At 70.0% G+C, this 21,277-nt stretch carries 23 protein-coding genes and 2 pseudogenes; 13 read left to right on the top strand and 12 right to left on the bottom strand.

Annotation, left to right across the window (positions count from 1 at the left end):
- Positions 1-4 precede the first annotated feature (4 nt).
- Positions 5-340 carry a hypothetical protein gene (locus JJ691_RS43150; protein WP_211765195.1) on the bottom strand — a complete coding sequence of 112 codons (336 nt, stop codon included), beginning with the start codon at positions 338-340 and terminating at the stop codon, positions 5-7.
- 237 nt (positions 341-577) lie between these two features.
- Between JJ691_RS43150 and JJ691_RS43145 the strand changes: the two genes are divergently transcribed.
- A complete protein-coding gene (locus tag JJ691_RS43145) occupies positions 578-1,030 on the top strand; it encodes a flavodoxin family protein (protein ID WP_211765194.1) in 453 nt (150 codons plus the stop codon).
- A gap of 43 nt (positions 1,031-1,073) precedes the next feature.
- Here the strand turns inward: JJ691_RS43145 and JJ691_RS43140 are convergent, their stop codons facing one another.
- From JJ691_RS43140 to JJ691_RS43130, 3 genes are read right to left on the bottom strand one after another with little or no spacing between them, the layout of a single operon-like run.
- A complete protein-coding gene (locus JJ691_RS43140; RefSeq protein WP_211765193.1) occupies positions 1,074-2,063 on the bottom strand; it encodes an aldo/keto reductase in 990 nt (329 codons plus the stop codon).
- An 8-nt stretch (positions 2,064-2,071) separates the two neighbouring features.
- A complete protein-coding gene (locus JJ691_RS43135) occupies positions 2,072-2,995 on the bottom strand; it encodes an aldo/keto reductase (protein ID WP_211772081.1) in 924 nt (307 codons plus the stop codon).
- Positions 2,996-3,051: 56 nt separating this feature from the next.
- Positions 3,052-3,450 (bottom strand): MerR family transcriptional regulator, encoded by a 399-nt coding sequence (locus JJ691_RS43130; RefSeq protein ID WP_211765192.1) that lies wholly within the window; start codon positions 3,448-3,450, stop codon positions 3,052-3,054.
- Positions 3,451-3,548: 98 nt separating this feature from the next.
- Here JJ691_RS43130 and JJ691_RS43125 point away from each other — a divergent pair.
- A pseudogene (locus JJ691_RS43125) lies at positions 3,549-4,094 on the top strand (DinB family protein).
- 2 nt (positions 4,095-4,096) lie between these two features.
- On the opposite strand, the gene JJ691_RS43120 reads toward JJ691_RS43125, so the two are convergent.
- Genes JJ691_RS43120 through JJ691_RS43110 form a run of 3 tightly spaced genes read right to left on the bottom strand, consistent with a single transcriptional unit; the run spans position 4,097 to position 5,154 of the window.
- Positions 4,097-4,477 (bottom strand): type II toxin-antitoxin system death-on-curing family toxin, encoded by a 381-nt coding sequence (locus JJ691_RS43120; protein ID WP_211765191.1) that lies wholly within the window; start codon positions 4,475-4,477, stop codon positions 4,097-4,099.
- Positions 4,478-4,678, bottom strand: a complete 201-nt coding sequence (locus JJ691_RS43115; RefSeq protein WP_249227387.1) for a CopG family transcriptional regulator — start codon at positions 4,676-4,678, stop codon at positions 4,478-4,480.
- 29 nt (positions 4,679-4,707) lie between these two features.
- The gene (locus JJ691_RS43110) at positions 4,708-5,154 is read right to left on the bottom strand and encodes a DUF4188 domain-containing protein (protein ID WP_211765189.1); all 447 of its coding nucleotides are present in this window, start codon (positions 5,152-5,154) and stop codon (positions 4,708-4,710) included.
- Positions 5,155-5,218: 64 nt separating this feature from the next.
- Here JJ691_RS43110 and JJ691_RS43105 point away from each other — a divergent pair, with 64 nt between their 5' ends.
- Positions 5,219-5,881, top strand: coding sequence for a TetR/AcrR family transcriptional regulator (locus JJ691_RS43105; RefSeq protein WP_211765188.1), 663 nt, complete (start codon positions 5,219-5,221; stop codon positions 5,879-5,881).
- A 121-nt stretch (positions 5,882-6,002) separates the two neighbouring features.
- On the opposite strand, the gene upp is transcribed toward JJ691_RS43105, so the two are convergent.
- Entirely contained in the window at positions 6,003-6,626 is a 624-nt protein-coding gene (gene upp / locus JJ691_RS43100; RefSeq protein ID WP_211765187.1) for a uracil phosphoribosyltransferase, read from the bottom strand.
- 132 nt (positions 6,627-6,758) lie between these two features.
- On the opposite strand from upp, the gene efeU reads away from it, so the two are divergent.
- The 4 genes from efeU to JJ691_RS43080 all read left to right on the top strand — a co-directional run bounded on the left by efeU (position 6,759) and on the right by JJ691_RS43080 (position 10,786).
- The gene (efeU, locus tag JJ691_RS43095; RefSeq protein WP_211765186.1) at positions 6,759-7,595 is read left to right on the top strand and encodes an iron uptake transporter permease EfeU; all 837 of its coding nucleotides are present in this window, start codon (positions 6,759-6,761) and stop codon (positions 7,593-7,595) included.
- Positions 7,592-8,746, top strand: coding sequence for an iron uptake system protein EfeO (gene efeO, locus JJ691_RS43090; protein ID WP_211765185.1), 1,155 nt, complete (start codon positions 7,592-7,594; stop codon positions 8,744-8,746). The genes efeU and efeO overlap by 4 nt, the downstream gene beginning before the upstream one ends.
- Entirely contained in the window at positions 8,743-9,942 is a 1,200-nt protein-coding gene (gene efeB, locus JJ691_RS43085; RefSeq protein ID WP_211765184.1) for an iron uptake transporter deferrochelatase/peroxidase subunit, read from the top strand. The genes efeO and efeB overlap by 4 nt, the downstream gene beginning before the upstream one ends.
- A gap of 211 nt (positions 9,943-10,153) precedes the next feature.
- Positions 10,154-10,786 carry a DUF1707 SHOCT-like domain-containing protein gene (locus tag JJ691_RS43080; protein WP_211765183.1) on the top strand — a complete coding sequence of 211 codons (633 nt, stop codon included), beginning with the start codon at positions 10,154-10,156 and terminating at the stop codon, positions 10,784-10,786.
- A 40-nt stretch (positions 10,787-10,826) separates the two neighbouring features.
- On the opposite strand, the gene JJ691_RS43075 is transcribed toward JJ691_RS43080, so the two are convergent.
- Complete coding sequence (locus tag JJ691_RS43075; RefSeq protein ID WP_211765182.1) at positions 10,827-11,102, bottom strand: CU044_2847 family protein; 276 nt, start codon at positions 11,100-11,102, stop codon at positions 10,827-10,829.
- A gap of 131 nt (positions 11,103-11,233) precedes the next feature.
- Positions 11,234-11,962, bottom strand: coding sequence for a DivIVA domain-containing protein (locus JJ691_RS43070; protein WP_211765181.1), 729 nt, complete (start codon positions 11,960-11,962; stop codon positions 11,234-11,236).
- A 59-nt stretch (positions 11,963-12,021) separates the two neighbouring features.
- On the opposite strand from JJ691_RS43070, the gene deoC reads away from it, so the two are divergent.
- The 4 genes from deoC to JJ691_RS43050 all read left to right on the top strand — a co-directional run bounded on the left by deoC (position 12,022) and on the right by JJ691_RS43050 (position 15,923).
- Positions 12,022-12,972 (top strand): deoxyribose-phosphate aldolase, encoded by a 951-nt coding sequence (deoC, locus tag JJ691_RS43065; protein ID WP_211765180.1) that lies wholly within the window; start codon positions 12,022-12,024, stop codon positions 12,970-12,972.
- A 2-nt stretch (positions 12,973-12,974) separates the two neighbouring features.
- Positions 12,975-14,408, top strand: coding sequence for an aldehyde dehydrogenase family protein (locus JJ691_RS43060; protein WP_211765179.1), 1,434 nt, complete (start codon positions 12,975-12,977; stop codon positions 14,406-14,408).
- Complete coding sequence (locus JJ691_RS43055) at positions 14,401-15,261, top strand: aldehyde dehydrogenase family protein (protein WP_211765178.1); 861 nt, start codon at positions 14,401-14,403, stop codon at positions 15,259-15,261. Before JJ691_RS43060 ends, JJ691_RS43055 begins: the two co-directional genes overlap by 8 nt.
- Positions 15,262-15,329: 68 nt before the next feature.
- On the top strand, positions 15,330-15,923 hold the full coding sequence (locus JJ691_RS43050) for a Uma2 family endonuclease (protein WP_211765177.1): 594 nt from the start codon (positions 15,330-15,332) through the stop codon (positions 15,921-15,923).
- A gap of 7 nt (positions 15,924-15,930) precedes the next feature.
- Here the strand turns inward: JJ691_RS43050 and JJ691_RS43045 are convergent.
- Positions 15,931-17,108 (bottom strand): annotated as a pseudogene (locus JJ691_RS43045) (thiolase family protein).
- A gap of 115 nt (positions 17,109-17,223) precedes the next feature.
- Positions 17,224-18,483, bottom strand: a complete 1,260-nt coding sequence (locus JJ691_RS43040; RefSeq protein WP_305874433.1) for a hypothetical protein — start codon at positions 18,481-18,483, stop codon at positions 17,224-17,226.
- A gap of 363 nt (positions 18,484-18,846) precedes the next feature.
- On the opposite strand from JJ691_RS43040, the gene JJ691_RS43035 reads away from it, so the two are divergent.
- Positions 18,847-19,926, top strand: coding sequence for an adenosine deaminase (locus JJ691_RS43035; protein ID WP_211765176.1), 1,080 nt, complete (start codon positions 18,847-18,849; stop codon positions 19,924-19,926).
- A gap of 93 nt (positions 19,927-20,019) precedes the next feature.
- Entirely contained in the window at positions 20,020-21,222 is a 1,203-nt protein-coding gene (locus tag JJ691_RS43030) for an MFS transporter (protein ID WP_211765175.1), read from the top strand.
- Positions 21,223-21,277: the final 55 nt, after the last annotated feature.

The raw sequence follows: 21,277 nt of genomic DNA, 5'->3' as shown, positions 1-21,277 counted from the left end.
CGGCTCAGGACGACGCCGCGATGACCAGTGAGACCACCGCGACCGCCAGAAAAACGGCGGCCAGCACGTAGGGGAGGTTGCCCGGTCCCGACACCGGTCGGGGCCGGCTCTCCGTCATGCCGGCGACGGCCGCGCGGCCGAACGCGTAGGCGAGGGAGCACAGGCACAGTCCGAAGGCGAGCAGGACCGTGTTGGCCGAGTAGGGGGTGTGGTCGATGCCGGGCCACAGCGACAGGACCACCAGCGGTGCACCGATCAGGCCGATGCCTACGGCCAGCCAGCCCGCGTAGACCACACGCTTGCGCCGGCTGCCGGACAGGAGAGTTGAGGTGACGTCCACAGTTCTTCCATCTATACCAGCGTTTCCTCTAGGGAAGACGGCCGGGGTACCGGTCCGGTTGCCTCCGTTTCGCGCGGTTTTTCCTTGACGCGTCGGCACATTCGCTCACCACACTCCGTCACCCGCACCGATCGGGTCCGTCCGGAATCGTGCTGGCAGCACGGTTCTCCGGCCCCTGTGCGGCTACGCACCGTCGACCGGTTGCGGTGACGCGGACCGCTCGGCATCGTCGTAGGGGTGCCCCGACTGCTGATCGTGCACCACACTCCCTCGCCCAATCTCCAGGCGATGTTCGAGGCGACTGTGGCCGGAGCCACAACGCCCGAGATCGAGGGCGTCGAGGTCGTGCGCAAACCCGCGCTCGCCGCCACCGCCGTCGACGTGCTGGCGGCCGACGGCGTCCTCCTCGGCACCCCGGCCTCACTGGGGTACATGTCGGGCGCGTTGAAGGTGTTCTTCGATCTCGTCTACTACCCGTGCCTGGACGCGACGCAGGGTCGCCCGTACGGCTTGTACGTGCACGGCAACAGCGACATGTCCGGCGCCGTGCGCAGCGTGGAGGGCATCACCAAGGGACTGGGCTGGACACGCGTCACCGAGCACGTGCTGGTCACGGCGACACCGTCGAAGGAGGACCTACAGGCGTGCTGGGAGCTCGGGGCGACGGTGGCCGCCGGCCTGATGGCATGACAAAGCCGCCGGCCGTGTGATGGCCGGCGGCTTCTGTGTCAGGTCACTTGCCGATCGAGCCCATCCGCGCCTCGGGGTAGCGCGCGCCGGCGACGGCGTCCAGCGGGACGGCGGCCTCGATGGCGGCGAGGTCGTCGGCGGTCAGCGCGAGCGCGGCCGCGGCGACGTTCTCCTCCAGGTACTTGATCCGCTTGGTGCCCGGGATCGGCACCACGTCCTGGCCGCGGTGCTGCACCCAAGCCAGGGCCAGCTGACCGGGCGTGACGCCGCGCTCGGCGGCGACGGCCTTCAGCGCCTCGACGATCGCCTGGTTCTTGGCCAGGTTCTCCTCGCTGAACCGCGGCTGGCCAACGACGCGGAAGTCACCCTCGCCGAAGCTGTCGGTCGAGGTGAAGCGGCCGGTGAGGAAGCCACGGCCGAGCGGCGAGTACGCCACGATGCCGATGCCCAGCTCACGGCAGGTCGGCGCGATCGCGTCCTCGATGTCACGCGACCACAGGGACCACTCCGTCTGCAGCGCGGTGATCGGGTGCACGGCGTGGGCCCGGCGGATCGTCTCCGCACCGGCCTCCGACAGCCCGAGGTGGCGGACCTTGCCGGCCTGCACCAGCTCGGCCATCGCACCGACCGTCTCCTCGATCGGCACGTTCGGATCGACCCGGTGCTGGTAGTACAGGTCGATGTGGTCGACACCGAGCCGGGCCAGCGACTTGTCCACAGCCTCACGCACGTAGGCCGCGTCGCCGCGGACACCACGCACGTTCGGGTCGTCGGGGTCACGCACGAAACCGAACTTGGTGGCCAGCACGACCTGGTCGCGGCGGTCCTTGAGGGCCTGTCCGACCAGCTTCTCGTTCGCGCCGATGCCGTACATGTCGGCGGTGTCGAGGAAGGTGACGCCGAGGTCGATCGCGCGGTGGATGGTCGCGATCGACTCCGTGTCGTCGCCCTGTCCGTAGAACTCGCTCATCCCCATGCAACCGAGGCCCTGCGCGGACACCTCGAGGTCGCCGAGCTTGCGCGATTCCATCATTCTCCTTATCAGCGTCCGACGAGTTTCTGCATTTCGGGGCGGTACCGGTCACCCGAGACCGCGTCGGCCGGCGCGGTCGCGGCGATCGCCGCCAGGTCGTGCGCGGCCAGCTCCAGCTGCGCCGCGGCGACGTTCTCTTCGAGGTACTTGCGCCGCTTGGTGCCCGGGATCGGCACCACGTCCTCGCCCTGCCGCTGCACCCAGGCCAGGGCCAGCTGACCGGCCGTGACGCCGCGCTCGGCGGCCAGCGCGTTGAGCCGGTCGACGATCGCGAGGTTCTGGTCGAAGTTCTCGCCGGCGAACCGCGGCAGGGTGCGCCGCATGTCGTCGGCGGCGAGGTTGTCGACCGAGGTGACGCTGCCCGTCAGGAAACCGCGGCCGAGCGGCGAGAACGGCACGATGCCGATGCCCAGCTCACGGCAGGCCGGCAGGATCTCCGCCTCGATGTCCCTGGTCCACAGCGACCACTCGCTCTGCAGCGCGGTGATCGGGTGCACGGCGTGGGCCCTGCGGATCGTCTCCGCACCGGCCTCCGACAGGCCCAGGTGACGGACCTTGCCCGCCTGCACCAGCTCGGCCATCGCACCGACCGTCTCCTCGATCGGCACGTTCGGATCGACCCGGTGCTGGTAGTAGAGATCAATGTGGTCGACATTGAGCCGGCTCAACGACCTGTTGACCGCCTCGTGCACGTAAGCCGCGTCGCCGCGTACCGCGAGGCCACCGCCGTCACCAGGCACGAACCCGAACTTCGTCGCGATCGCCACCTGGTCACGCCGTCCCTTGAGGGCTCGTCCGAGCAGCTCCTCGTTGGCGCCCCGGCCGTACTGGTCGGCCGTGTCGAACAGGGTGACGCCCAGCTCGATCGCGCGGTGGACCGTCGCGACCGACTCCGTCTCGTCGCCCTGCCCGTAGGACTGGCTCATGCCCATGCAGCCGAGTCCCTGGGCCCCGACCGCCAGCTCGCCGAGCCGCCTCGCCGCCAGCGTCACGCCGACGCCTCCTGCACCAGGGTCACGCCGGCCAGCTTGGCCTCGACCTCGGCGTAGTTGGTGATCTTGTAGTCGAGAATGGCCAGGCACGCCTGGAGCTCGGCGATGCGCTGCCGGACGTCGGTCCGGTGGTCGTAGAGCAGCTGCTTGCGGCGGCCCGCGGTGGCCAGCCCCTTGCGCCGCAGCTGGGCGTACTCGCGCATCAGCCGGATCGGCATCCCGGTCGTGCGCAGTTTGGTGAGGAACTCCAGCCAGCCGAGGTCGTCGTCGGAGTACGAGCGACGTCCCCCGGAGTCCCGGGCCGGTGGATCGACCAGCCCGATTCGTTCGTAGTAGCGGAGGGTGTCGATGGACAACCCGCTTCGTTCCGCTGCCTGGGCGATCGAGTATGTCACGCCATTGACCGTAGAAGCTGGAGTGCACTCCAGGTCAAGCGCTGAGGCCCGTCGGCGTGACGCAAACGCTTGCCATCACGCTCTGGCAGCCTGGACCGGTGATCGACGACTTCGCGAAGCGGTATCTGCACGGCGACCTGCGGGAAGTCCGCGAGGAGATGGTGGGGCGGCTCGACGGGCTGTCCGAGTACGACGTGCGGCGGCCCCTGACCTCGACCGGGACCAACCTGCTGGGCCTGGTCAAGCACCTGACGCTCAGTGAGTCGCGGTGCTTCGGCGAGGTGTTCGGCCGGCCGTTCCCGGAGGCGCTGCCGCGGTGGGACGACCTCGGGGCCCGTGGCCTGGACATGTGGGCGGCCGAGGACGAGACGCGGGTGGAGATCATCGGGCGCTATCGCCGGGTGTGGGAGCACTCGGACGCGACGATCGAGGCCCTCGCCGTGGACGCGCCTGGGCACGTGCCGTGATGGCCGAGGCCCGAGGTGAAGCTGTTCAACGTGCTGACCGAGACCAACCGCCACGCGGGGCACGCGGACATCCTGCGGGAGCAGCTGGACGGCCGGACGTCGGCCCCGGGGCGGGACGCGGCGTTCTGGGCGCAGCGGTACGCCGAGATCGAGCGGGTGGCGCAGGCGAGCCACTGAGGTCAGGACTTCGGCAGCGCCCACGACTCGAAGCGGGTGGCCAGGTCGACGACGTCGAGGCGGTTGTGGGCGACGGCGCGGACCACGCCGAGGGCCTCGTCCTCGTCGGCGTCGATCCACCAGCCGTTGATGTCACAGAGGGCGACGGCGGCCACCCAGCCGAGGCGCCAGTTGCCCTCGGCCAGCGGCCGGGTGCGGACGACGGAATGGAGCACGGCGGCGGCCTTGAGCCAGAGGGTGGCGTAGGCCTCGACACCGAGCACGGTGGCCCGCGGCCGATAGGCGGCGGCGTCGAGCAGACCGAGGTCCCGCACCACGAGGTCGCCGCCGGTGACGGCGGTGGCCAGCACGAGCAGGTCGCCGGCGTCCAGGTATTCGGTCACTCAGGCCGAGCCGAGGCGGTCGAGCAGCCCCTGGTAGCGCGGCAGCACCCGGCCGAGCACCTCGCCGAGCTGCTCCTCCTTCTGCAGCCGGGCCCAGCGTTCGGCCAGCGCGAGGCGCATGATCTCCTGTTTGGAGCGCCCCTCGGCGGCCGCCAGCTCGTCGAGCTGGCGGTTCTCCTCATCGCTCAGACGCAGGGTCATCGCCACGCCGTCACGGTACCAATGTGGTATCAGGCCGGTCCAGCGTCGGCCAGCCGCTCGTGGCGGTACGCGGCGGCGAGCCCGAACGCCGGCATGTCGGCGCAGACGGACTCGAACTGGCCGGGCCGCAGCAGGTAGGTCTCGTGCCAGCTGCCGACGGTCCCGTCGGCGCCGACGGCGCGGTCGTAGGCCTGCCACGCCGCCAGGTGCGGCCCGGACCGGGCCGAGACGAAGTCGACCAGATCGTCGGCGCTGCGCCAGTACGACACCAGCACGGTGGTCCGGCCGAACCACGAGTGCCCGCCGAGAAAGCCCAGCTCAGGGTGCTTGCCGAGGTGGGCGATCATGCGCGGCAGGGCCCGGACCGCCGGCCACCACCGGTCCACCCGCCACGGCTTGTTGAACCGCATGCCGAGCAGGAACACCACGGCGCCCCGCTCGGGCAGCCGGGCCGTCCACCGCCCGTCGGAGACCATGGCCACTCCCCTTCCGCTATTTTGTGACAATGTTATAAAACAGCGTTTCGGTTACACTCGTCAAGTGCCACGACCGAAGACCCACGACGACGCCCTGCGCGGGCGGCTACTGGCCTGCGCGGCGGAACTGATCTCCACGGACGGGGTGGACGCGCTGAGCCTGCGCAAGTTGGCCGCCGACGTGCACACCTCGACGACGGCGGTGTACTCGCTGTTCGGCGGCAAGCCCGGCCTGATCAGAACCGTTTACCTGGAGGCGTTCGAGGGCTTCGAGCGGGAGCTGCGGGCCGCCGCGACGTCGGACGATCCGGTCGAGGACCTCATCCAGCTCGGACTGGCCTATCGCCGGTACGCGCTGGCCCAGCCGCACCTTTACACGCTGCTGTTCACCGACGCGGCCCGCGCCCACCTACACCAGTACGAGCTGCTGGCCGAGGTCTCGGCCAACGCGTTCGCGATCCTCTACGACACGGCGCGGCGGGGCGTCGAGGCCGGCGTCTACGTCGACGAGCGGCCAGAAGTGATCGCGGTCAGCGCCTGGGGCCTGACGCACGGCCTGATGTCGCTGGAACTCCAGGGCAACATGCCGGGCGGCGAGCAGATGGGGCCGGCCTACGAACGGGCGGTACGGGCCCTGGTGAACGGCTGGCGGCTCAGCCGAGCCGGCGTCGAGAACAACCCGGAGTCCCGACACGACACGAGGCCCGGGGAAGTGGCCGCCACGTGACCTCCCCGGGCCTCGCACTCGAAATGATGTGGTCCAGACCACCCTTCGTCAAGGTCTAGACCAGTCTGGACACTCGAAAGACGCAGCCGAAAAACTGGCAACCGTTAGAAGTAAACGTTTGCTAGACGGAGCCGTACTGACGGTCGCCGGCGTCGCCGAGGCCGGGGACGATGAAGCCGGACTCGTTGAGCCGCTCGTCGATGCTGGCGGTCACCACCCGCACCGGCAGCCCGGACTCCTCCAGGCGGCGAATGCCCTCGGGTGCGGCCAGCGCGCATACGGCGGTCACGTCGGTGGCGCCACGCTCGGTGAGCAGGTTGATGGTGTGCACCATCGACCCGCCGGTGGCCAGCATCGGGTCCAGCACCAGCACCGGCCGCCCGGCCAGGCTCTCCGGCAGCGACTCCATGTACGGCGTGGGCTGCAGCGTCTCCTCGTCGCGAGCCAGCCCGACGAATCCCATCTGGGCGTCCGGGATCAGCTTGTGCGCCTGGTCGGCCATGCCCAGCCCGGCCCGCAGCACCGGCACCAGCAGCGGCGGGTTGCTCAGCCGGTAGCCGTCGGTCCGGGCCACCGGCGTGTGGATGCGCTCGGTGGCCACCGGGGCCTCCCGGGTCGCCTCGTAGACGAGCATCACGGTGAGCTCGTGCAGGGCGGCCCGGAACGCGGCGCTGTCGGTGCGCGCGTCCCGCATGGTGGTCAGGCGGGCCCTGGCCAACGGGTGATCGACGACGAGGACGTCCATGGGTGGTCACGTTAGCCGCCGGATGTCCGGCTTCCGCGTGACAGGTCCCCCATCTGGTTGACAGTGCGCCACAGGGTGTTTTAGATAGCCTCGCCTTACTTGCAGGTAAGGCACGCCTGACCAGGAGACTCGATGCTGCCCACATTCGTGATCGGACTGCGTGAGGGCCTAGAGGCCGCGTTGATCGTCGGGATCATCGCCGCGTTCCTGGCCCAGCAGGGCCGTAAGGATGCGCTGCGCCAGGTCTGGATCGGCGTGGGCATCGCCGTCGCGCTGTGCGTCGTGATCGGCGTCGTGCTCCGCGTGGTGTCCCAGGAGCTGCCCCAGCAGGGCCAGGAGTCGCTGGAGACCGTGGTCGGCGCGCTGGCCGTGGTGATGGTCACGTACATGGTGCTGTGGATGGCCAAGCACTCCCGCGGCCTGAAGAAGGAGCTCGAGGGCGCCGCCGCCAGCGCGCTGGCCCAGGGCTCGACGACGGCGCTGGTCGGCATGGCGTTCCTGGCGGTGCTGCGGGAGGGCTTCGAGACGGCGGTGTTCCTGCTGGCGCTGACCCAGGCCAGCGGCAACGCCACGCTGTCCTTCCTGGGCGCCGTGCTGGGCATCCTGGTCGCCGCCGCGATCGGGTACGGCATCTACAAGGGCGGCGTGCGGCTCAACCTGAGCCGGTTCTTCCGGATCACCGGCATCGTGCTGGTGATCGTCGCCGCCGGCCTGGTGATGTCCACGCTGCACACGGCCTTCGAGGCGCACTGGATCTCGTTCGGCCAGCAGCGGGCGCTGGACCTGTCCTGGCTGGTGGTGCAGGGCACGCCGCTGTACTCGCTGTTCAGCGGGGTCCTCGGAGTGCAGCCCTACCCGACGGTGACCGAGGTGACGGGCTGGCTCGTCTACGCGGTGCCGATGCTCGCCTACGTGTTGTGGCCGCGCACGGCCACGAAGAAGAAGCTGATTGGAGCGACGAACTCGTGAGAACCACCATCGGCCTGGCCGCGATCGCGGCAGCGGCGACCCTGGCCCTCACCGCATGTGGGGGCAGCACCACCAGTGGGAACGCGCCGTCGAACGCCCCGGCCGGCCAGGGTGGCGACGTCGCGGTGACGCTGACGGCCGACGGCTGCCAGCCCTCGCCCACGTCGATCTCCAGCGGCGCGGTCAACTTCAAGGTGTCCAACAAGGACGCGGGCGCCGTCACTGAGGCGGAGCTGCTGTCCGGCGGCCAGATGCTCGGCGAGCAGGAGAACCTCACGCCCGGCCTGGACGGCGGCTTCTCCCTGGAACTGGCCAAGGGCGACTACCAGATCTACTGCCCGGGGGCCAAGCAGGAGCACTGGGACTTCCACGTGACCGGCGACGCGGCCAAGTCCTGGAAGGACAACCCGACACTGGTCACCGCGACCACCGACTACGGGAAGTGGATCGTGGACCAGGTCAACCAGCTGGTCACCGGCACCCAGGCGTTCGCCGACGCGGTGAAGTCGGGCGACCTGACCAAGTCGGGCATCGCCTACGGCCAGGCCCGCGTGTTCTACGAGAAGGTCGAGCCGGTCGCCGAGATCTGGGGCGACCTGGACAAGAACATCGACGGCCGGGTCGACGACTTCGACAACCCGGCCGACTTCAAGGGCTTCCACAAGATCGAGCAGGCCATCTTCGAGACCAAGAAGCTGGACGGCATGGGCCCGGTGGCCGACGAGCTGGTCAAGAACGTGACCTCGCTGCAGCAGTTGGTGGCCAAGGCGGCCTACCAGCCGGCCGAGATCGCCAACGGCGCCACCGAGCTGGTCGACGAGATCCAGAAGACCAAGGTCACCGGCGAGGAGGAGCGGTACTCGCACATCGACCTGCTGGACTTCAAGGCCAACCTGGACGGCTCGATGGAGGCGTTCAACGTCCTGCTGCCGGCGCTGCAGAAGAGCGCGCCCGACCTGGCCAAGACCGTGCAGGACCGGGACGCGGCGGTGGAGACGGCGCTCAAGCCGTACGAGCAGAGCCCGGGCTACCTCAACACCGGTTACGTGGACTACTCGACCGTGACCAAGGACCAGCAGAAGGTGTTGTCCCAGGCCGTGAACGCGTTGGGCGAGGCCATGTCGCAGGTGGCCGCGAAGGTCACGCAATGACCGCGGGAGTGTCCCGCCGGGCGCTGTTCTCGGGGCTGGGCGCGCTCGGCATCGGCGGCCTGGTCGCGGCCGACGCCTCGGCGTCGGCCCTCGACGCCGAGAACACCACCCAGATCGTGCCGTTCCGGGCCGACCACCAGGCCGGCATCATCACGCCGCAACAGGACCGGCTCACGTTCGCGGCGTTCGACGTGGTCACCAAGGACCGCAACGAACTGGTGGCGCTGCTCAAGACCTGGACCACCGCGGCCGAGTCGATGACCAGGGGCGACCTGGTGCCCGGTGGCGAGACGGACTTGCAGGCCCCGCCGGCCGACACCGGCGAGGCCGACGGCCTCAAGCCCGGCAACCTGACCGTGACGATCGGCTTCGGGCCGTCGTTGTTCGACGACCGGTTCGGGCTGGCGGCCAAGAAGCCGGCGGCCCTGGCCCCGTTGCCGAAACTCGTGCCGGAGCAGCTGGATCCCGCCTACACGGGCGGGGATCTGTGCGTGCAGGCGTGCGCGGACGACCCGCAGGTGACCTTCCACGCGGTGCGCAACCTGGCCCGGCTCGGGGCGGGAATCGTTGTGCTGCGCTGGATGCAGCTCGGTTTCGGCCGCACGGCGTCGACGTCGAGCGCGCAGGCCACGCCCCGCAACCTGATGGGTTTCAAGGACGGCACTCGAAATCTGCGCGCGGAGCAGACGGACCTGATCGACCAGAACGTGTGGGTCGGCGCCGAGACCGACCAGCCGTGGCTGCGCGGCGGCAGCTACCTGGTGGCTCGGCGGATCCGGATGTTCATCGAGAACTGGGACCGGGACTACCTGGCCGACCAGCAGAACGTGTTCGGGCGCTACAAGGCCAGCGGCGCGCCGCTGGGCGGGGCCGGCGAGTTCGACACGCCCAACCTCGGCAGCAGCGACATCCCCGACGACGCGCACATCCGGCTCGCCTCGCCGGAGCACAACGGCGGCATCCACCTGCTGCGGCGGGGCTACTCGTTCACCGACGGCATCGACAGCACCGGCAACCTGCTGGGCGGGCTGTTCTTCATCGCGTTCATGAAGGATCCGCACCAGTTCGTGACCGTGCAGAAGGCGTTGTCCGGGGACGCGCTCAACGAGTACATCCAGCACATCGGCAGCGGCCTGTTCGCGTGCCCGCCCGGGGTCACGGACGGCCAGCACTGGGGCCAGGGCCTGTTCACGTAGCGTTCACAGGACCGGCGGCGATGTCCTTGTCGTCGGGAAACGAACGTGTTGGGCGGTGCGGCATGGCGGATTCGGGATGCGTCGCGGTGCCGTGCCGCTGCTGGGTGTGCACGCTGCGCCGGCTGCGGCGGCCGGTGCCGCGCCGGCCGCCGAACGGGCCTTCCGGCAATTCCCGGGCGGGGCGGTAGCGCGGGGTCCTAGGCTGCTGGTCGTGAGCGAGCAGCCTGACCCCATGTCCATGCGGGCCTCGGACGCCGACCGTGAGCGGGTGGCGCAGGTGCTGCACAAAGCGATGTCCGAGGGTCGGCTGACCGTCAGCGAACTGGACGAGCGGCTGGCCGGGCTCTACCAGGCGAAAACCTTCGGCGAGCTGGTGCCGTTCACCCGTGACCTGCCGGACGTGCAGACCCCGATGCCGGCGCCGGTGCCGGCGGTGGCTCAGCCGAGCCAGTTCGCGCCGGCGGTCGGCGGCATGGTCACGTCGTCGAACTCGGTGGCCATCATGAGCCAGTCGGTGCGCAGCGGGCAGTGGGTGGTGCCGGCGTCCTACGCGGCCTCGGCGTTCTGGGGCGAGGTGCGGCTGGATCTGCGGGAGGCCAGCTTCGAGTCGGCCGAGTGCACCATCACCGCGACCGCGATCATGGCCGGCGTCAAGATCATCGTGCCGCCGGAGCTGACCGTGCGGATCGACGGCGTCGGCATCATGGGCGAGTTCCAGCGCGGCGCCGACGGCCCGGGCGTGCCCGGCTCACCGGTGCTGCGCATCACCGGCCTGGCTCTGATGGGGGCCGTGGAGGTGCGCCGCAAGCCCCGCAAGTCCGACCGCCGCCAAATCCCCGGCTGACCCCCGCGAGTCCCGCTCTCCGGCAACTGAATTACGAGTTTCAGGCCGCCCAGCTCGCGGTGATCGTGCACCGCGCCTCCGACGACGTGCCGCCGGTGACCGTGAACCCGAACTGGATGGTCACGTCCGTGGGCGGCTCGGCGCCGTTGCGCAGGTTGGCCAGCGCGGCCTGAAGTGTGGGCCGGACCTTCTCCAGCGCCTCGCGCAGCGCCCCGCCGGCCTCGATGACGAGGGAACCGGAGCGGTCCAGACCGCCGTCCACCTCGACCAGCACGTTGTCGCCGTCGTCCAGCGTCAAAGCCACCACGTTAACCATGACGACTCCTGGAGTTGTCCCAGTGTTCGGATCAGGGTAGATCCACTGCCGCGGGCCAGGCGGGTGAAACCGTTGTGGTGTCCCGCCAACGAGGGACACCCGCGGCCTGATTCACACATTCGGGGTGAGGGCTAAGCGGGACTCGCGGGGATGAGGGTGGGTGTGGACAGCTGGGCCTCGATGATGTCGAGGAAGGTGTCGACCTCGTCCTGGTCGTAGCCCTCGCCCTCGATCAGCGCCTCGCCGAAGGTGACCTCGCGGACCTGGGCGGCGGTGAGGCGGCCGCGGCCGCGCAGGGTGGCCTCGACCTTGTCGAGGAAGTGGTCGACCTCGTCCTCGTCGTAGCCGCGGTCGCCGGGGCTGGCGGTGTGGAAGCCGACGGTGACGATGTCGTCGGCGGTGAGGGTGCGCGGCCGGCCGCCGAGCCGTTCCAGCACCTTGGCCACGATGAGCAGGAAGGCGTCGACACCGTCCTCGTTGTAGCCGTCGGCGGTGGCGGCGGCCCGACTGAACCGCGCCTGCCGGACCTCGTCGACGGTGAGCCGGTCGGTGCCGTGCAGCGCGCCGACCACCCGGTCCAGGAAGGCGTCGACCTCGTCGATGTCGTAGCCGCAGCCCAGCGCCTCGGCGGCCAGCGCCAGGAACTGGTCGACCTCGTAGTCGAAGTAGCCGTCCTCGCCGGCCGGCGGCTTGTGGAACTTGACCTTGTTGACGTCCTGGCCGGTGAGACTGTCCAGGCCGCGCATCGTTGCCTCGATGCGGTCCACGAAGTCGTCCACCTCCCCCGGGTGGTAAGCCCGTCGCCCCGGCGGCGGCGGGTTGAAGACGACTTCACGCACCTCTTCGGGGGTCAATGTCACGGCGGTCTCCTCACGTCTCAGGAGACATACGCACGCAAGTGCCACTTAGACTCGATCCCATGTCAGCCCCTTCTCAGACAGAGTTGTCGGAGGTCACGCGCGATGACGCGTCACTACGACGCTTCCTGCACGGACTGCCCGGGGTCGACCAGGTCGGCGTCGAACAGCGTGCGGCCAACCTCGCCACACGCAGCATCAAGAAGGCCTCGAAGCTGTGGGCCATCGACACCGCGATCTCCATGGTCGACCTGACCACCCTGGAGGGCGCCGACACGCCTGGCAAGGTCCGGACCCTGGCCGCCAAGGCCCGTCGACCCGATCCCGAGTACGCGGACGTGCCGCACGTCGGAGCCGTCTGCGTGTACCCGGACATGGTCGCGACCGCCGTGGCCGGCGTCGGCGACAGCGGGGTCGGCGTGGCCAGCGTCGCGACCGCGTTCCCGTCCGGCCGGTCCAACCGCGCGGTGAAGCTCGCCGACACCGAGATGGCCGTGCAGGCCGGCGCCACCGAGATCGACATGGTCATCGACCGCGGCGCGTTCCTGTCCGGCCGCTACGGCCAGGTCTACGACGAGATCGTCGCGATCAAGGCGGCCTGCGGGGACGCGCACCTCAAGGTGATCCTGGAGACCGGCGAGCTCTCGACGTACGACAACGTGCGCCGGGCGTCCTGGCTGGCCCTGCTGGCCGGCGGCGACTTCATCAAGACCTCGACCGGCAAGGTCTCCCCCGCCGCGACGCTGCCCGTCACGCACGTGATGCTGCAGGCGGTCCGCGACTGGCACGACCGCACCGGCGAGCTGCGCGGCGTGAAGCCCGCCGGCGGCATCCGCACCACCAAGGACGCGATCCGCTACCTGGTCGCGGTGCACGAGGTCGCCGGGGAGCAGTGGCTGACCCCTACGCTGTTCCGTTTCGGCGCGTCCAGCCTGCTCAACGACTTGTTGATGCAGCGGCGCACCCAGCTGGAGGGCCACTACAGCGGCCCGGACTACGTGACGGTGGACTGACAATGAGCAACTGGGAGTACGCGCCCGCGCCCGAGTCGCGGGACATCGCGAACCTGAAGCCGGCCTACCGCATGTTCGTCGACGGCAAGTTCGTCGAGGGCTCGGGCGAGCCGCTCAAGACGGTCAACCCGGCCACCGAGGAGGTGCTGGCCGAGGTCAGCACGGCCTCGCCGGCCGATGTGGACACCGCGGTCAAGGCCGCGCGCCGGGCCCACGAGCGGGTGTGGGGCAAGATGCCCGGCGCCGAGCGGGCCAAGTACATCTTCCGCGTCGCCCGGCTAATCCAGGAGCGCGCGCGGGAGCTCGCCGTGCTGGAGAGCCTGGACAACGGCAAGCCGATCAAGGAGTCGCGGGACGTCGACGTGCCGACGGCCGCCGCGCATTTCTTCTACCACGCGGGCTGGGCCGACAAGCTGGGCTACGCCGGCTTCGGGCCGGACCCGCGGCCGCTGGGCGTGGCCGGCCAGGTCATCCCGTGGAACTTCCCGCTGCTGATGGCGGCCTGGAAGATCGCGCCGGCGCTGGCCTGCGGCAACACCGTCGTGCTCAAGCCGGCCGAGACCACGCCGCTGACCGCGCTGGTGCTGGCCGAGATCTGCCAGCAGGCCGACCTGCCGCCGGGCGTGGTGAACATCCTGCCCGGCGCCGGCGACGTGGGCTCGGAGCTGGTCAACCACGCCGGCATCGACAAGGTCGCGTTCACCGGGTCCACCGAGGTCGGCAAGCTGATCCAGCGCTCGCTGGCCGGCACCGGCAAGAAGCTCACCCTGGAGCTGGGCGGCAAGGCCGCCAACATCGTGTTCGACGACGCGCCGCTGGACCAGGCCGTCGAGGGCATCGTGAACGGCATCTTCTTCAACCAGGGGCACGTCTGCTGCGCCGGCTCGCGGCTGCTGGTGCAGGAGTCGATCGCCGACGAGCTGCTGGAGAAGCTGCGGCACCGGGTGTCCACGCTGCGGGTCGGCGACTCGCTGGACAAGAACACCGACGTGGGCGCGATCAACTCCCGGGCCCAGCTGGAGAAGATCCAGGAGCTGGCGGCGGCCGGCGACGCCGAGGGGGCCCAGCGCTGGACCAGCCCGTGTCCGGTGCCGGAGAAGGGATTCTTCTTCGCCCCCACGGTGTTCTCCGACGTGCAGCAGTCGATGCGGATCGCCCGCGAGGAGATCTTCGGGCCGGTGCTGTCGGTGCTGACCTTCCGCACCCCGGACGAGGCGGTGGCCAAGGCCAACAACACCCCGTACGGGCTGTCCGCCGGCATCTGGACCGAGAAGGGCTCGCGCATCCTGTGGGCGGCGCAGCGCATGCGGGCCGGTGTGGTGTGGGCCAACACGTTCAACCGTTTCGACCCGACCGCGCCGTTCGGCGGCTACCAGGAGTCGGGCTTCGGCCGCGAGGGCGGCCGCGCCGGGCTGGAGGCGTACCTCGATGTCTGACCGCATTTCCGTCGCCAAGACGTACAAGCTCTACATCGGCGGCGCGTTCCCGCGTTCCGAGTCCGGCCGGTCCTATCCGGTGAACGACTCACGGGGCGGCTTCCTGGCCAACGCCGCGCAGGGCTCGCGCAAGGACGCCCGGGACGCCGTCGCGGCCGCCCGCAAGGCGTTCCCCGGCTGGTCCGGCGCGACCGCCTACAACCGGGGCCAGGTGCTGTACCGGGTCGCCGAGCTGCTGGAGGGGCGGCGCGAGCAGTTCGTCGCCGAGGTCTCGGCCAGCGAGGGCACCAAGCGGGGCGAGGCCATCGTGGACGCCGCCATCGACCGCTGGGTCTGGTATGCCGGCTGGACCGACAAGATCGCCAGCGTGTTCGGCGCGTCCAATCCCGTCGCCGGGCCGTACTTCTCGTTCAGCGTGCCCGAGCCCACCGGCGTGGTCGCCGTGCTCGCGCCGCAGGCGTCGTCGCTGCTCGGGCTGGTCAGCGTGGTCGCCCCGGTGATCGCCACCGGCAGCACCTGCGTGGTCGTGGCCAGCCAGGACCGGCCGCTGCCGGCGATCACCCTGTCCGAGGTGCTGGCCACCTCCGACGTGCCCGGTGGCGTGGTCAACGTGCTCACCGGCCGCACCGCCGAGATCGCCCCCTGGCTCGCCGCCCACGCCGACGTCAACGCCCTGGACCTGACCGGCGCGCCGGATGCCGTCAAGGCCGACCTGGAGCGCGCCGCCGCCGGCACCGTGAAGCGGCTCGTGCGCTCCGGCCGTGGTGAACCGGACTGGGTGCGGGAACCGGACGTCAGCCGGATGCGCGCCGTGCTGGAGACCAAGACCGTCTGGCACCCGATGGGTGTGTGAGCGAACCACGCGAAGGGCCCGGTTGGATTCAGCCGGGCCCTTCGCGTCATGGCGGCTACCCTGGAACGGTGACCGTCGGACTCCAGTGGCCGTATGTGCCGCCAGATGGCTGGACTGCTGCTGATCTCGATCAGCTCAACCTGGACGGCCCCTATGGCGAGCTCGATGCGCTCAAGCACATCGAGCTGATCGATGGAGAGCTCATCGTCATGAGTCCGCAGACGGAGTTTCACCGACGAGTGGTTCAGCGTCTGTGCGATGAGCTGGAACGCCAAGCTCCGGACGAGCTCACTGCCACCCGCGAGATGGACATCATTCTCGGCGAGAGGCAACGTCCATGCCCCGATGTCTCCGTAGTGTCCGCCAGCGCCGCGACCGACCTGGATCGCACCTACTACACACCTGACGATGTGCTCCTCGTCGTCGAGGTGGTCTCCAAGTCCTCGGAGATCCGGGACCGGGAGACCAAGCCCCGACGGTACGCGGAGGCCGGGCTTCGGCACTTCTGGCGCATCGAGAACGACAGCGGCCGGCCAGTCGTCTACGTCTACGAGCTGGATCCTGCGACTCGCAGCTACACGCTGACCGGGATCTTCCACGATCGGTTGAAGACGTCGGTCCCGTTCCCGATCGACGTGTCGCTGACCGAACTTTCGCGCTGACGCCTGCTCACAGGCGTTCGATGATGGTGGCGTTGGCCAGGCCGCCGGCCTCGCACATGGTCTGCAGGCCGTAGCGGCCGCCGGTCTGCTCCAGGACGCCGAGCAGGGTGGTCATCAGGCGGGCGCCGCTGGCGCCGAGCGGGTGGCCGATGGCGGTGGCGCCGCCGTTGACGTTCACCTTGCCCAGGTCGGCGCCGGTCTCGGCCTGCCAGGCCAGCACGACGCTGGCGAACGCCTCGTTGACCTCGAAGGCGTCGATGTCGGCGAGGGTGAGGCCGGCCCGGTCCAGCACCTTGCGGGTGGCCGGGATGACGCCGGTGAGCATGTAGAGCGGGTCGTCGCCGACGACGGCGAAGGAGTGCAGCCGGGCGCGGGGCTTGAGGCCCAGCTTCAAGGCCGTCTCGCTGCTGGTGATCAGCACGGCGGCCGAGCCGTCGTTGATCGGGCTGGAGTTGCCGGCGGTGACCCGCCAGTCCAGGTCGGGGAAGCGCTGCTGCCAGAAGTCGGACTTGAACGCGGGCGGAGTCCGGCCAGCACCTCGGGGGTGGTGCTGGGGCGGATGGTCTCGTCCCCGTTGACCTCGACGGCGTTCACCTTGATCGGCGCGACCTCGGCGGCGAACCGGCCCTCGGACCACGCGGTGGCGGCCCGGCGGTGGCTCTCGGCGGCGAAGGCGTCCAGCTGCGCGCGGGACAGGTTCCAGCGCTGGGCGATCAGTTCGGCGCTGATGCCCTGCGGCACGAGGCCTTCCGGGTAACGGGCGGCGACGCCGGGGCCGAGGAAGTCCTGGCCGGCGGCCTGGCTGCCGATCGGGATCCGGCTCATGGACTCGATGCCGGAGGCGATCACCACGTCGTACGCGCCGGCGATGACGCCCTGCGCGGCGAAGTGGATGGCCTGCTGGCTGCTGCCGCACTGCCGGTCGACGGTCACCGCCGGCACTGACTCCGGCAGCCCCGCCGAGAGCGCGGCCCAGCGGGCCGTGTTGCCGCTCTGCTCCCCGATCTGGCCGACGGCGCCGCTGATCACGTCGTCGACCGCGGCCGGGTCGATGCCGGTGCGCTCGATCAGCGACCGGATGGCGTGCGCGTGCAGGTCGACGGGATGCACGCCGGACAGCGCGCCGCCCGGCTTGCCCTTGCCGATCGGTGTCCGCACTGCGTCGACGATGACGGCGTCCCTCATGACTCCTCCTCAGCAAAGCTCGTTCACCTGCTGAGTTGGATTTTACGACTCACTACCGATACAGAAGAGGCCCGAGGTGAGCGGTCTCACCCCGGGCCTGTTCTAGCTCACGAGATCAGGCGCCTTCGGCGGCCAGGTCGATGCCGTCGATGTCCACCTTGTCGCCCTTGTTGGCGATGGCGTTCTTCGGAGCCCGGGCCCGGCGCTGCGGACGGGGCAGCGCGGTGGGCGGCGGGGGCGGGGTGGGCGCGCCGCCGCCGAGGATGAGCTCGGCGAAGGTGGCCATGGCCTCGTCCAGCTGGCTGGCGTTGCGCCGCTCGGACTCCTCGTTGGCCCCACGGACCAGAGAGACCAGGCGGTCGGCGTCGGGACGGGCCGACAGGGTGCCGTGCACGTCCTGCAGGCCGTTGGAGACGGTGCCGGCCAGGTCGCCGATGCGGTCGCCAACGCCGGTGCCGACGGCGTCGACGCGGGTGTCGATCTCGTCGAGGCGGGTGGAGACCTGGTCCAGGCGGCGGGCCAGGGCCTCCAGCCGGTCGGTCGGGTCGACGGCCGGGCGGGACATGAGGTCGTCCAGCTTGGCGTGCACGGAGTCGTGCGTGGCGCTGATCCGGTCGTTCACCGTGCCGTGCACCTCGGCCAGCTTGTTCTCCAGCAGGGCGCGAGAGTCGCTCAGGCTGCTCTCCAGCGCGGCGCGCGAGTCGCCCAGCTTGCTCTCCAGGGCGGCCCGGGAGTCGCCGATGCTCGCCCGGACGCCGTCGCCGGACTCGACGACGGAGCGCTGCAGCGCCTCCTTGGTGCCGTCGAGGTGCTCGTGCACGCCCTCGTCGACCTCGTCGATGCGGCTGCGCAGGGCGGTCTCCAGCGCCTCGAGGCGCTCGCGGATCGGGGCGTGCAGCACACCGGGCAGCGCGTCGGCCTTGCCGTCCTGCTTGTCCAGGTGGCCGTCGACGTCGTCGAGGCGCTTGTGGATGTGGGTCAGCTTGTCCTCGAGGCCGTCCATCCGGCCGGCGACGCCCTCGAAGCGGCCGCCGACGCCGTCCAGCCGGCCGTCCAGCTGCGCGAACGGCTTGGCCAGCTTGTCGACCACGCCCTCCAGCGCGCGGCCCAGCTCGGCGATGGCGCCGTCCTGCGCCTCCAGCTTGGCCAGGGCCTCGTCGAGACGTTCGGCCAGCACGCTGACCTCGGTGCGGTCCGGCAGCTCCGACAGGCGCTTGCGAACGGAACCCAGCGATTCGAGCGGGGACATCCGCGCGTGGATCTCGTCGAGCGCGTCGAAGATCTGCTGCTGTTCGCTCTCACGAATCTCCGCGGCGCGCGTGAGCATGTTGCGCATCCGATCGAAGGACATCGTGGAGTTGTTGTTCTCGTTCACGGCTGGCGCCTTCGTCCATGGGGATGGGGAGACTCAGCGACTCTAGCCAGCTACTCACGGCGACACGAACCGGCCCCACGGATCTTGACGCAGCCGTGCCCTGATTTGGGTCGTTCGGAGCACGCCCACGGCCGCGTGGGACCTAATCGATCTTCATTCTGTTGCTGACTGAAACCAAAGATCCCCTGTTTGAGTGATGCCATACCCCGACTCGGTGGCAGACCGTGGTCGACATACCACCCGTCAGCGGGGGCCGCCATACGAGAGGGTGGATTTCACCGGCTCGGCTAACACCGTCGATGATCATAGCGCCCCAAGATCGCGCCGGCTGGGAACACGCCGCACTACAGGTACCGTGTCGCAATGCCTACGCCGATGACCCCCGAGGCGATCCGCCGCGCCCCCAAGGTGCTCCTGCACGACCACCTGGACGGCGGGTTGCGGCCCCAGACAGTGATCGAACTGGCCGACACGATCGGCTACCCGGAACTCCCCACCACTAATCCCGAAGCCCTGGGCGCCTGGTTCAGAGACGCCGCCGACTCCGGCTCGCTCGTGCGCTACCTGGAGACCTTCGCCCACACCTGTGGCGTGATGCAGTCCGAGCAGGCCCTGGTCCGGGTGGCCGCGGAGGCGGCCGAGGACCTGGCCGCCGACGGCGTCGTCTACGCCGAGGTCCGGTACGCCCCCGAGCTGTTCCTGCCCAGCGGCCTGTCCCTGGAGCAGGTCGTGGAGGCCGTGCAGGAGGGCTTCCGGCTGGGCGAGCGCAACACCGGCAACAAGATCCGGATCGGCACGCTGCTGTGCGCGATGCGGCAGAACGAGGGCTGGCTGCGGATCGCCGAGCTGGCCGTGCGCTACCGCGACGCCGGCGTGGTCGGCTTCGACATCGCCGGGCCCGAGGCCGGCTTCCCGCCCACCCGCGGCCTGGACGCCTTCGAGTACCTGCGCCAGCAGAACGCCCACTTCACCATCCACGCCGGCGAGGCGTTCGGACTGCCGTCGATCTGGGAGGCCATCCAGCACTGCGGCACCGACCGGCTCGGCCACGGCGTGCGCATCGTGGACGACATCACCCAGGACGCCGACGGCTCCGTCCACATCGGACGGCTGGCCGGCTTCGTCCGGGACAAGCGCATCCCGCTGGAGATGTGCCCGTCGTCCAACGTGCAGACCGGCGCGGCCAAGTCGATCGCCGAGCACCCCATCGGCCTGCTCACCGACCTGCGGTTCCGAGTGACCGTCAACACGGACAACCGGTTGATGAGCGGCTGCACCATGTCCAGCGAGTTCGCCGCCCTGCACGAGGCCTTCGGCTACGGCTGGACCGACCTGCAGTGGTTCACCGTGAACGCCATGAAGTCCGCCTTCATCGGCTTCGACGAGCGGCTGGCGCTGATCAACGAGGTGATCAAGCCCGGCTACGCCGAGCTGATGGCCTGAGTTTCAGTATCCGGGAATTTGTTGCCGTTGTAGAACTATCACCGCTAGCGTCCAACATGTAGGCAGTGGCGTCCACATGTTGGGAGGCGGTCGGTGGCCGAGAATCCACGGCGGTGGCTGATCCTGGGCCTCGGGCTGTCCGCGCAGGCGGCGGCGAGCACCTTTGTGTACGGCCTGCCGTTCCTCGTGCCGTATGTGCGGGCGGCGGAGAGGCTGTCGCTGGCTCAGGTGGGCGTGATGGTGTCGGCGCCGACGGTGGGTCTGCTGCTGACGCTGATCGCCTGGGGCGCGGCCGCGGACCGGTACGGCGAGCGGGTGGTGATGGCGCTCGGGCTGGGGGCCGCCGGCCTGGTGCTGGCGGCTGGCAGCCTGGGCACGCACAGCGTGCCACTGCTGGAAGTGCTGCTACTGGTCGCGGGCGCGGGCAGCGCGTCGGTGAACGCGGCGAGCGGCCGGGTCGTGATGGGCTGGTTCGGACCACGGGAACGCGGCCTGGCCATGGGCATCCGGCAGACGGCGCAGCCGGTCGGCGTGGGCGTCGCGGCGCTCACGCTGCCCTTCCTGGGGCAGGCCTTCGGTTATCGGGCGGCGTTGCTGTTCCCGGCCGCCCTGTGTGTTCTGTTGGCGGTGCTGGTGGCCGTGCTCGTGCAGGATCCGCCACGGCCGCCCCGCAAGGAGACGGAGCGGACACGGTCGCCGTATCTGGGGTCGTCGGCGCTGTGGCGGTTGCACGGCGCGAGCACGCTGCTGGTGGTGCCGCAGTTCGTCATCTCGGCGTTCAGCCTGGAGTACCTGGTGAGCGCGCAGCACTGGACGCCCGGCGGCGCGGGTGTGTTCCTGGGAGTGGTTCAGGCGGCTGGCGCGGTGGGCCGCATCGTGACCGGCCAGTGGGCCGACCTGGTGGGTAGTCGGTTGCGACCCATGCGCCAGCTCGCGGTGGCGAGCATGGTGGTGATGCTGCTACTGGCTCTCGGCGACCGGATCGCGCCGTGGCTCGCGGTCGCGGTCATCGCGATCGGCGCGGTCATCACCGTCGCGGACAACGGCCTGGGCTTCACCGCGACCGCGGAGCTGGCCGGCACCGCGTGGTCGGGCCGGGCGCTCGGTGCGCAGAACACGGCCCAGAACATCGCCGCCGCGCTCACTCCCCCGCTGCTCGGCGCGGTGGTCGGCGGCTACGGCTACGCCACCGCGTTCCTGGTCGGCGCGGTGTTCCCGCTGCTGGCCGTCTTCGCGACACCGGTGAAGGCCGAGGACATCCACCGCGAAGAGCAGCTGGCCGCAGGAAACAAATAGCGAAGCGCCGCCACCACAGAAGAGTGCGAGGCATCGGCCCCCGAAGGGGCCGAGC

The sequence above is a fragment of the Kutzneria sp. CA-103260 genome (assembly GCF_018263855.1).
GTDB lineage: Bacteria > Actinomycetota > Actinomycetes > Mycobacteriales > Pseudonocardiaceae > Kutzneria.
The sequence above is the reverse complement of the archived record's forward strand: the minus strand, read 5'-3'. Positions and strand labels throughout refer to the sequence as shown.

Excerpts from the sequence above, each read along its gene's own strand:
- JJ691_RS43140 (WP_211765193.1), bottom strand. The coding sequence starts at position 2,063 with ATGATGGAATCGCGCAAGCTCGGCGACCTCGAGGTGTCCGCGCAGGGC.
- JJ691_RS43135 (WP_211772081.1), bottom strand. The coding sequence starts at position 2,995 with ATGGGCATGAGCCAGTCCTACGGGCAGGGCGACGAGACGGAGTCGGTC.
- JJ691_RS43115 (WP_249227387.1), bottom strand. The coding sequence starts at position 4,678 with ATGACCCTGCGTCTGAGCGATGAGGAGAACCGCCAGCTCGACGAGCTG.
- JJ691_RS43110 (WP_211765189.1), bottom strand. The coding sequence starts at position 5,154 with ATGGTCTCCGACGGGCGGTGGACGGCCCGGCTGCCCGAGCGGGGCGCC.
- upp (WP_211765187.1), bottom strand. The coding sequence starts at position 6,626 with ATGGACGTCCTCGTCGTCGATCACCCGTTGGCCAGGGCCCGCCTGACC.
- efeU (WP_211765186.1), top strand. The coding sequence starts at position 6,759 with ATGCTGCCCACATTCGTGATCGGACTGCGTGAGGGCCTAGAGGCCGCG.
- efeB (WP_211765184.1), top strand. The coding sequence starts at position 8,743 with ATGACCGCGGGAGTGTCCCGCCGGGCGCTGTTCTCGGGGCTGGGCGCG.
- JJ691_RS43075 (WP_211765182.1), bottom strand. The coding sequence starts at position 11,102 with ATGGTTAACGTGGTGGCTTTGACGCTGGACGACGGCGACAACGTGCTG.
- deoC (WP_211765180.1), top strand. The coding sequence starts at position 12,022 with ATGTCAGCCCCTTCTCAGACAGAGTTGTCGGAGGTCACGCGCGATGAC.
- JJ691_RS43060 (WP_211765179.1), top strand. The coding sequence starts at position 12,975 with ATGAGCAACTGGGAGTACGCGCCCGCGCCCGAGTCGCGGGACATCGCG.
- JJ691_RS43055 (WP_211765178.1), top strand. The coding sequence starts at position 14,401 with ATGTCTGACCGCATTTCCGTCGCCAAGACGTACAAGCTCTACATCGGC.
- JJ691_RS43035 (WP_211765176.1), top strand. The coding sequence starts at position 18,847 with ATGCCTACGCCGATGACCCCCGAGGCGATCCGCCGCGCCCCCAAGGTG.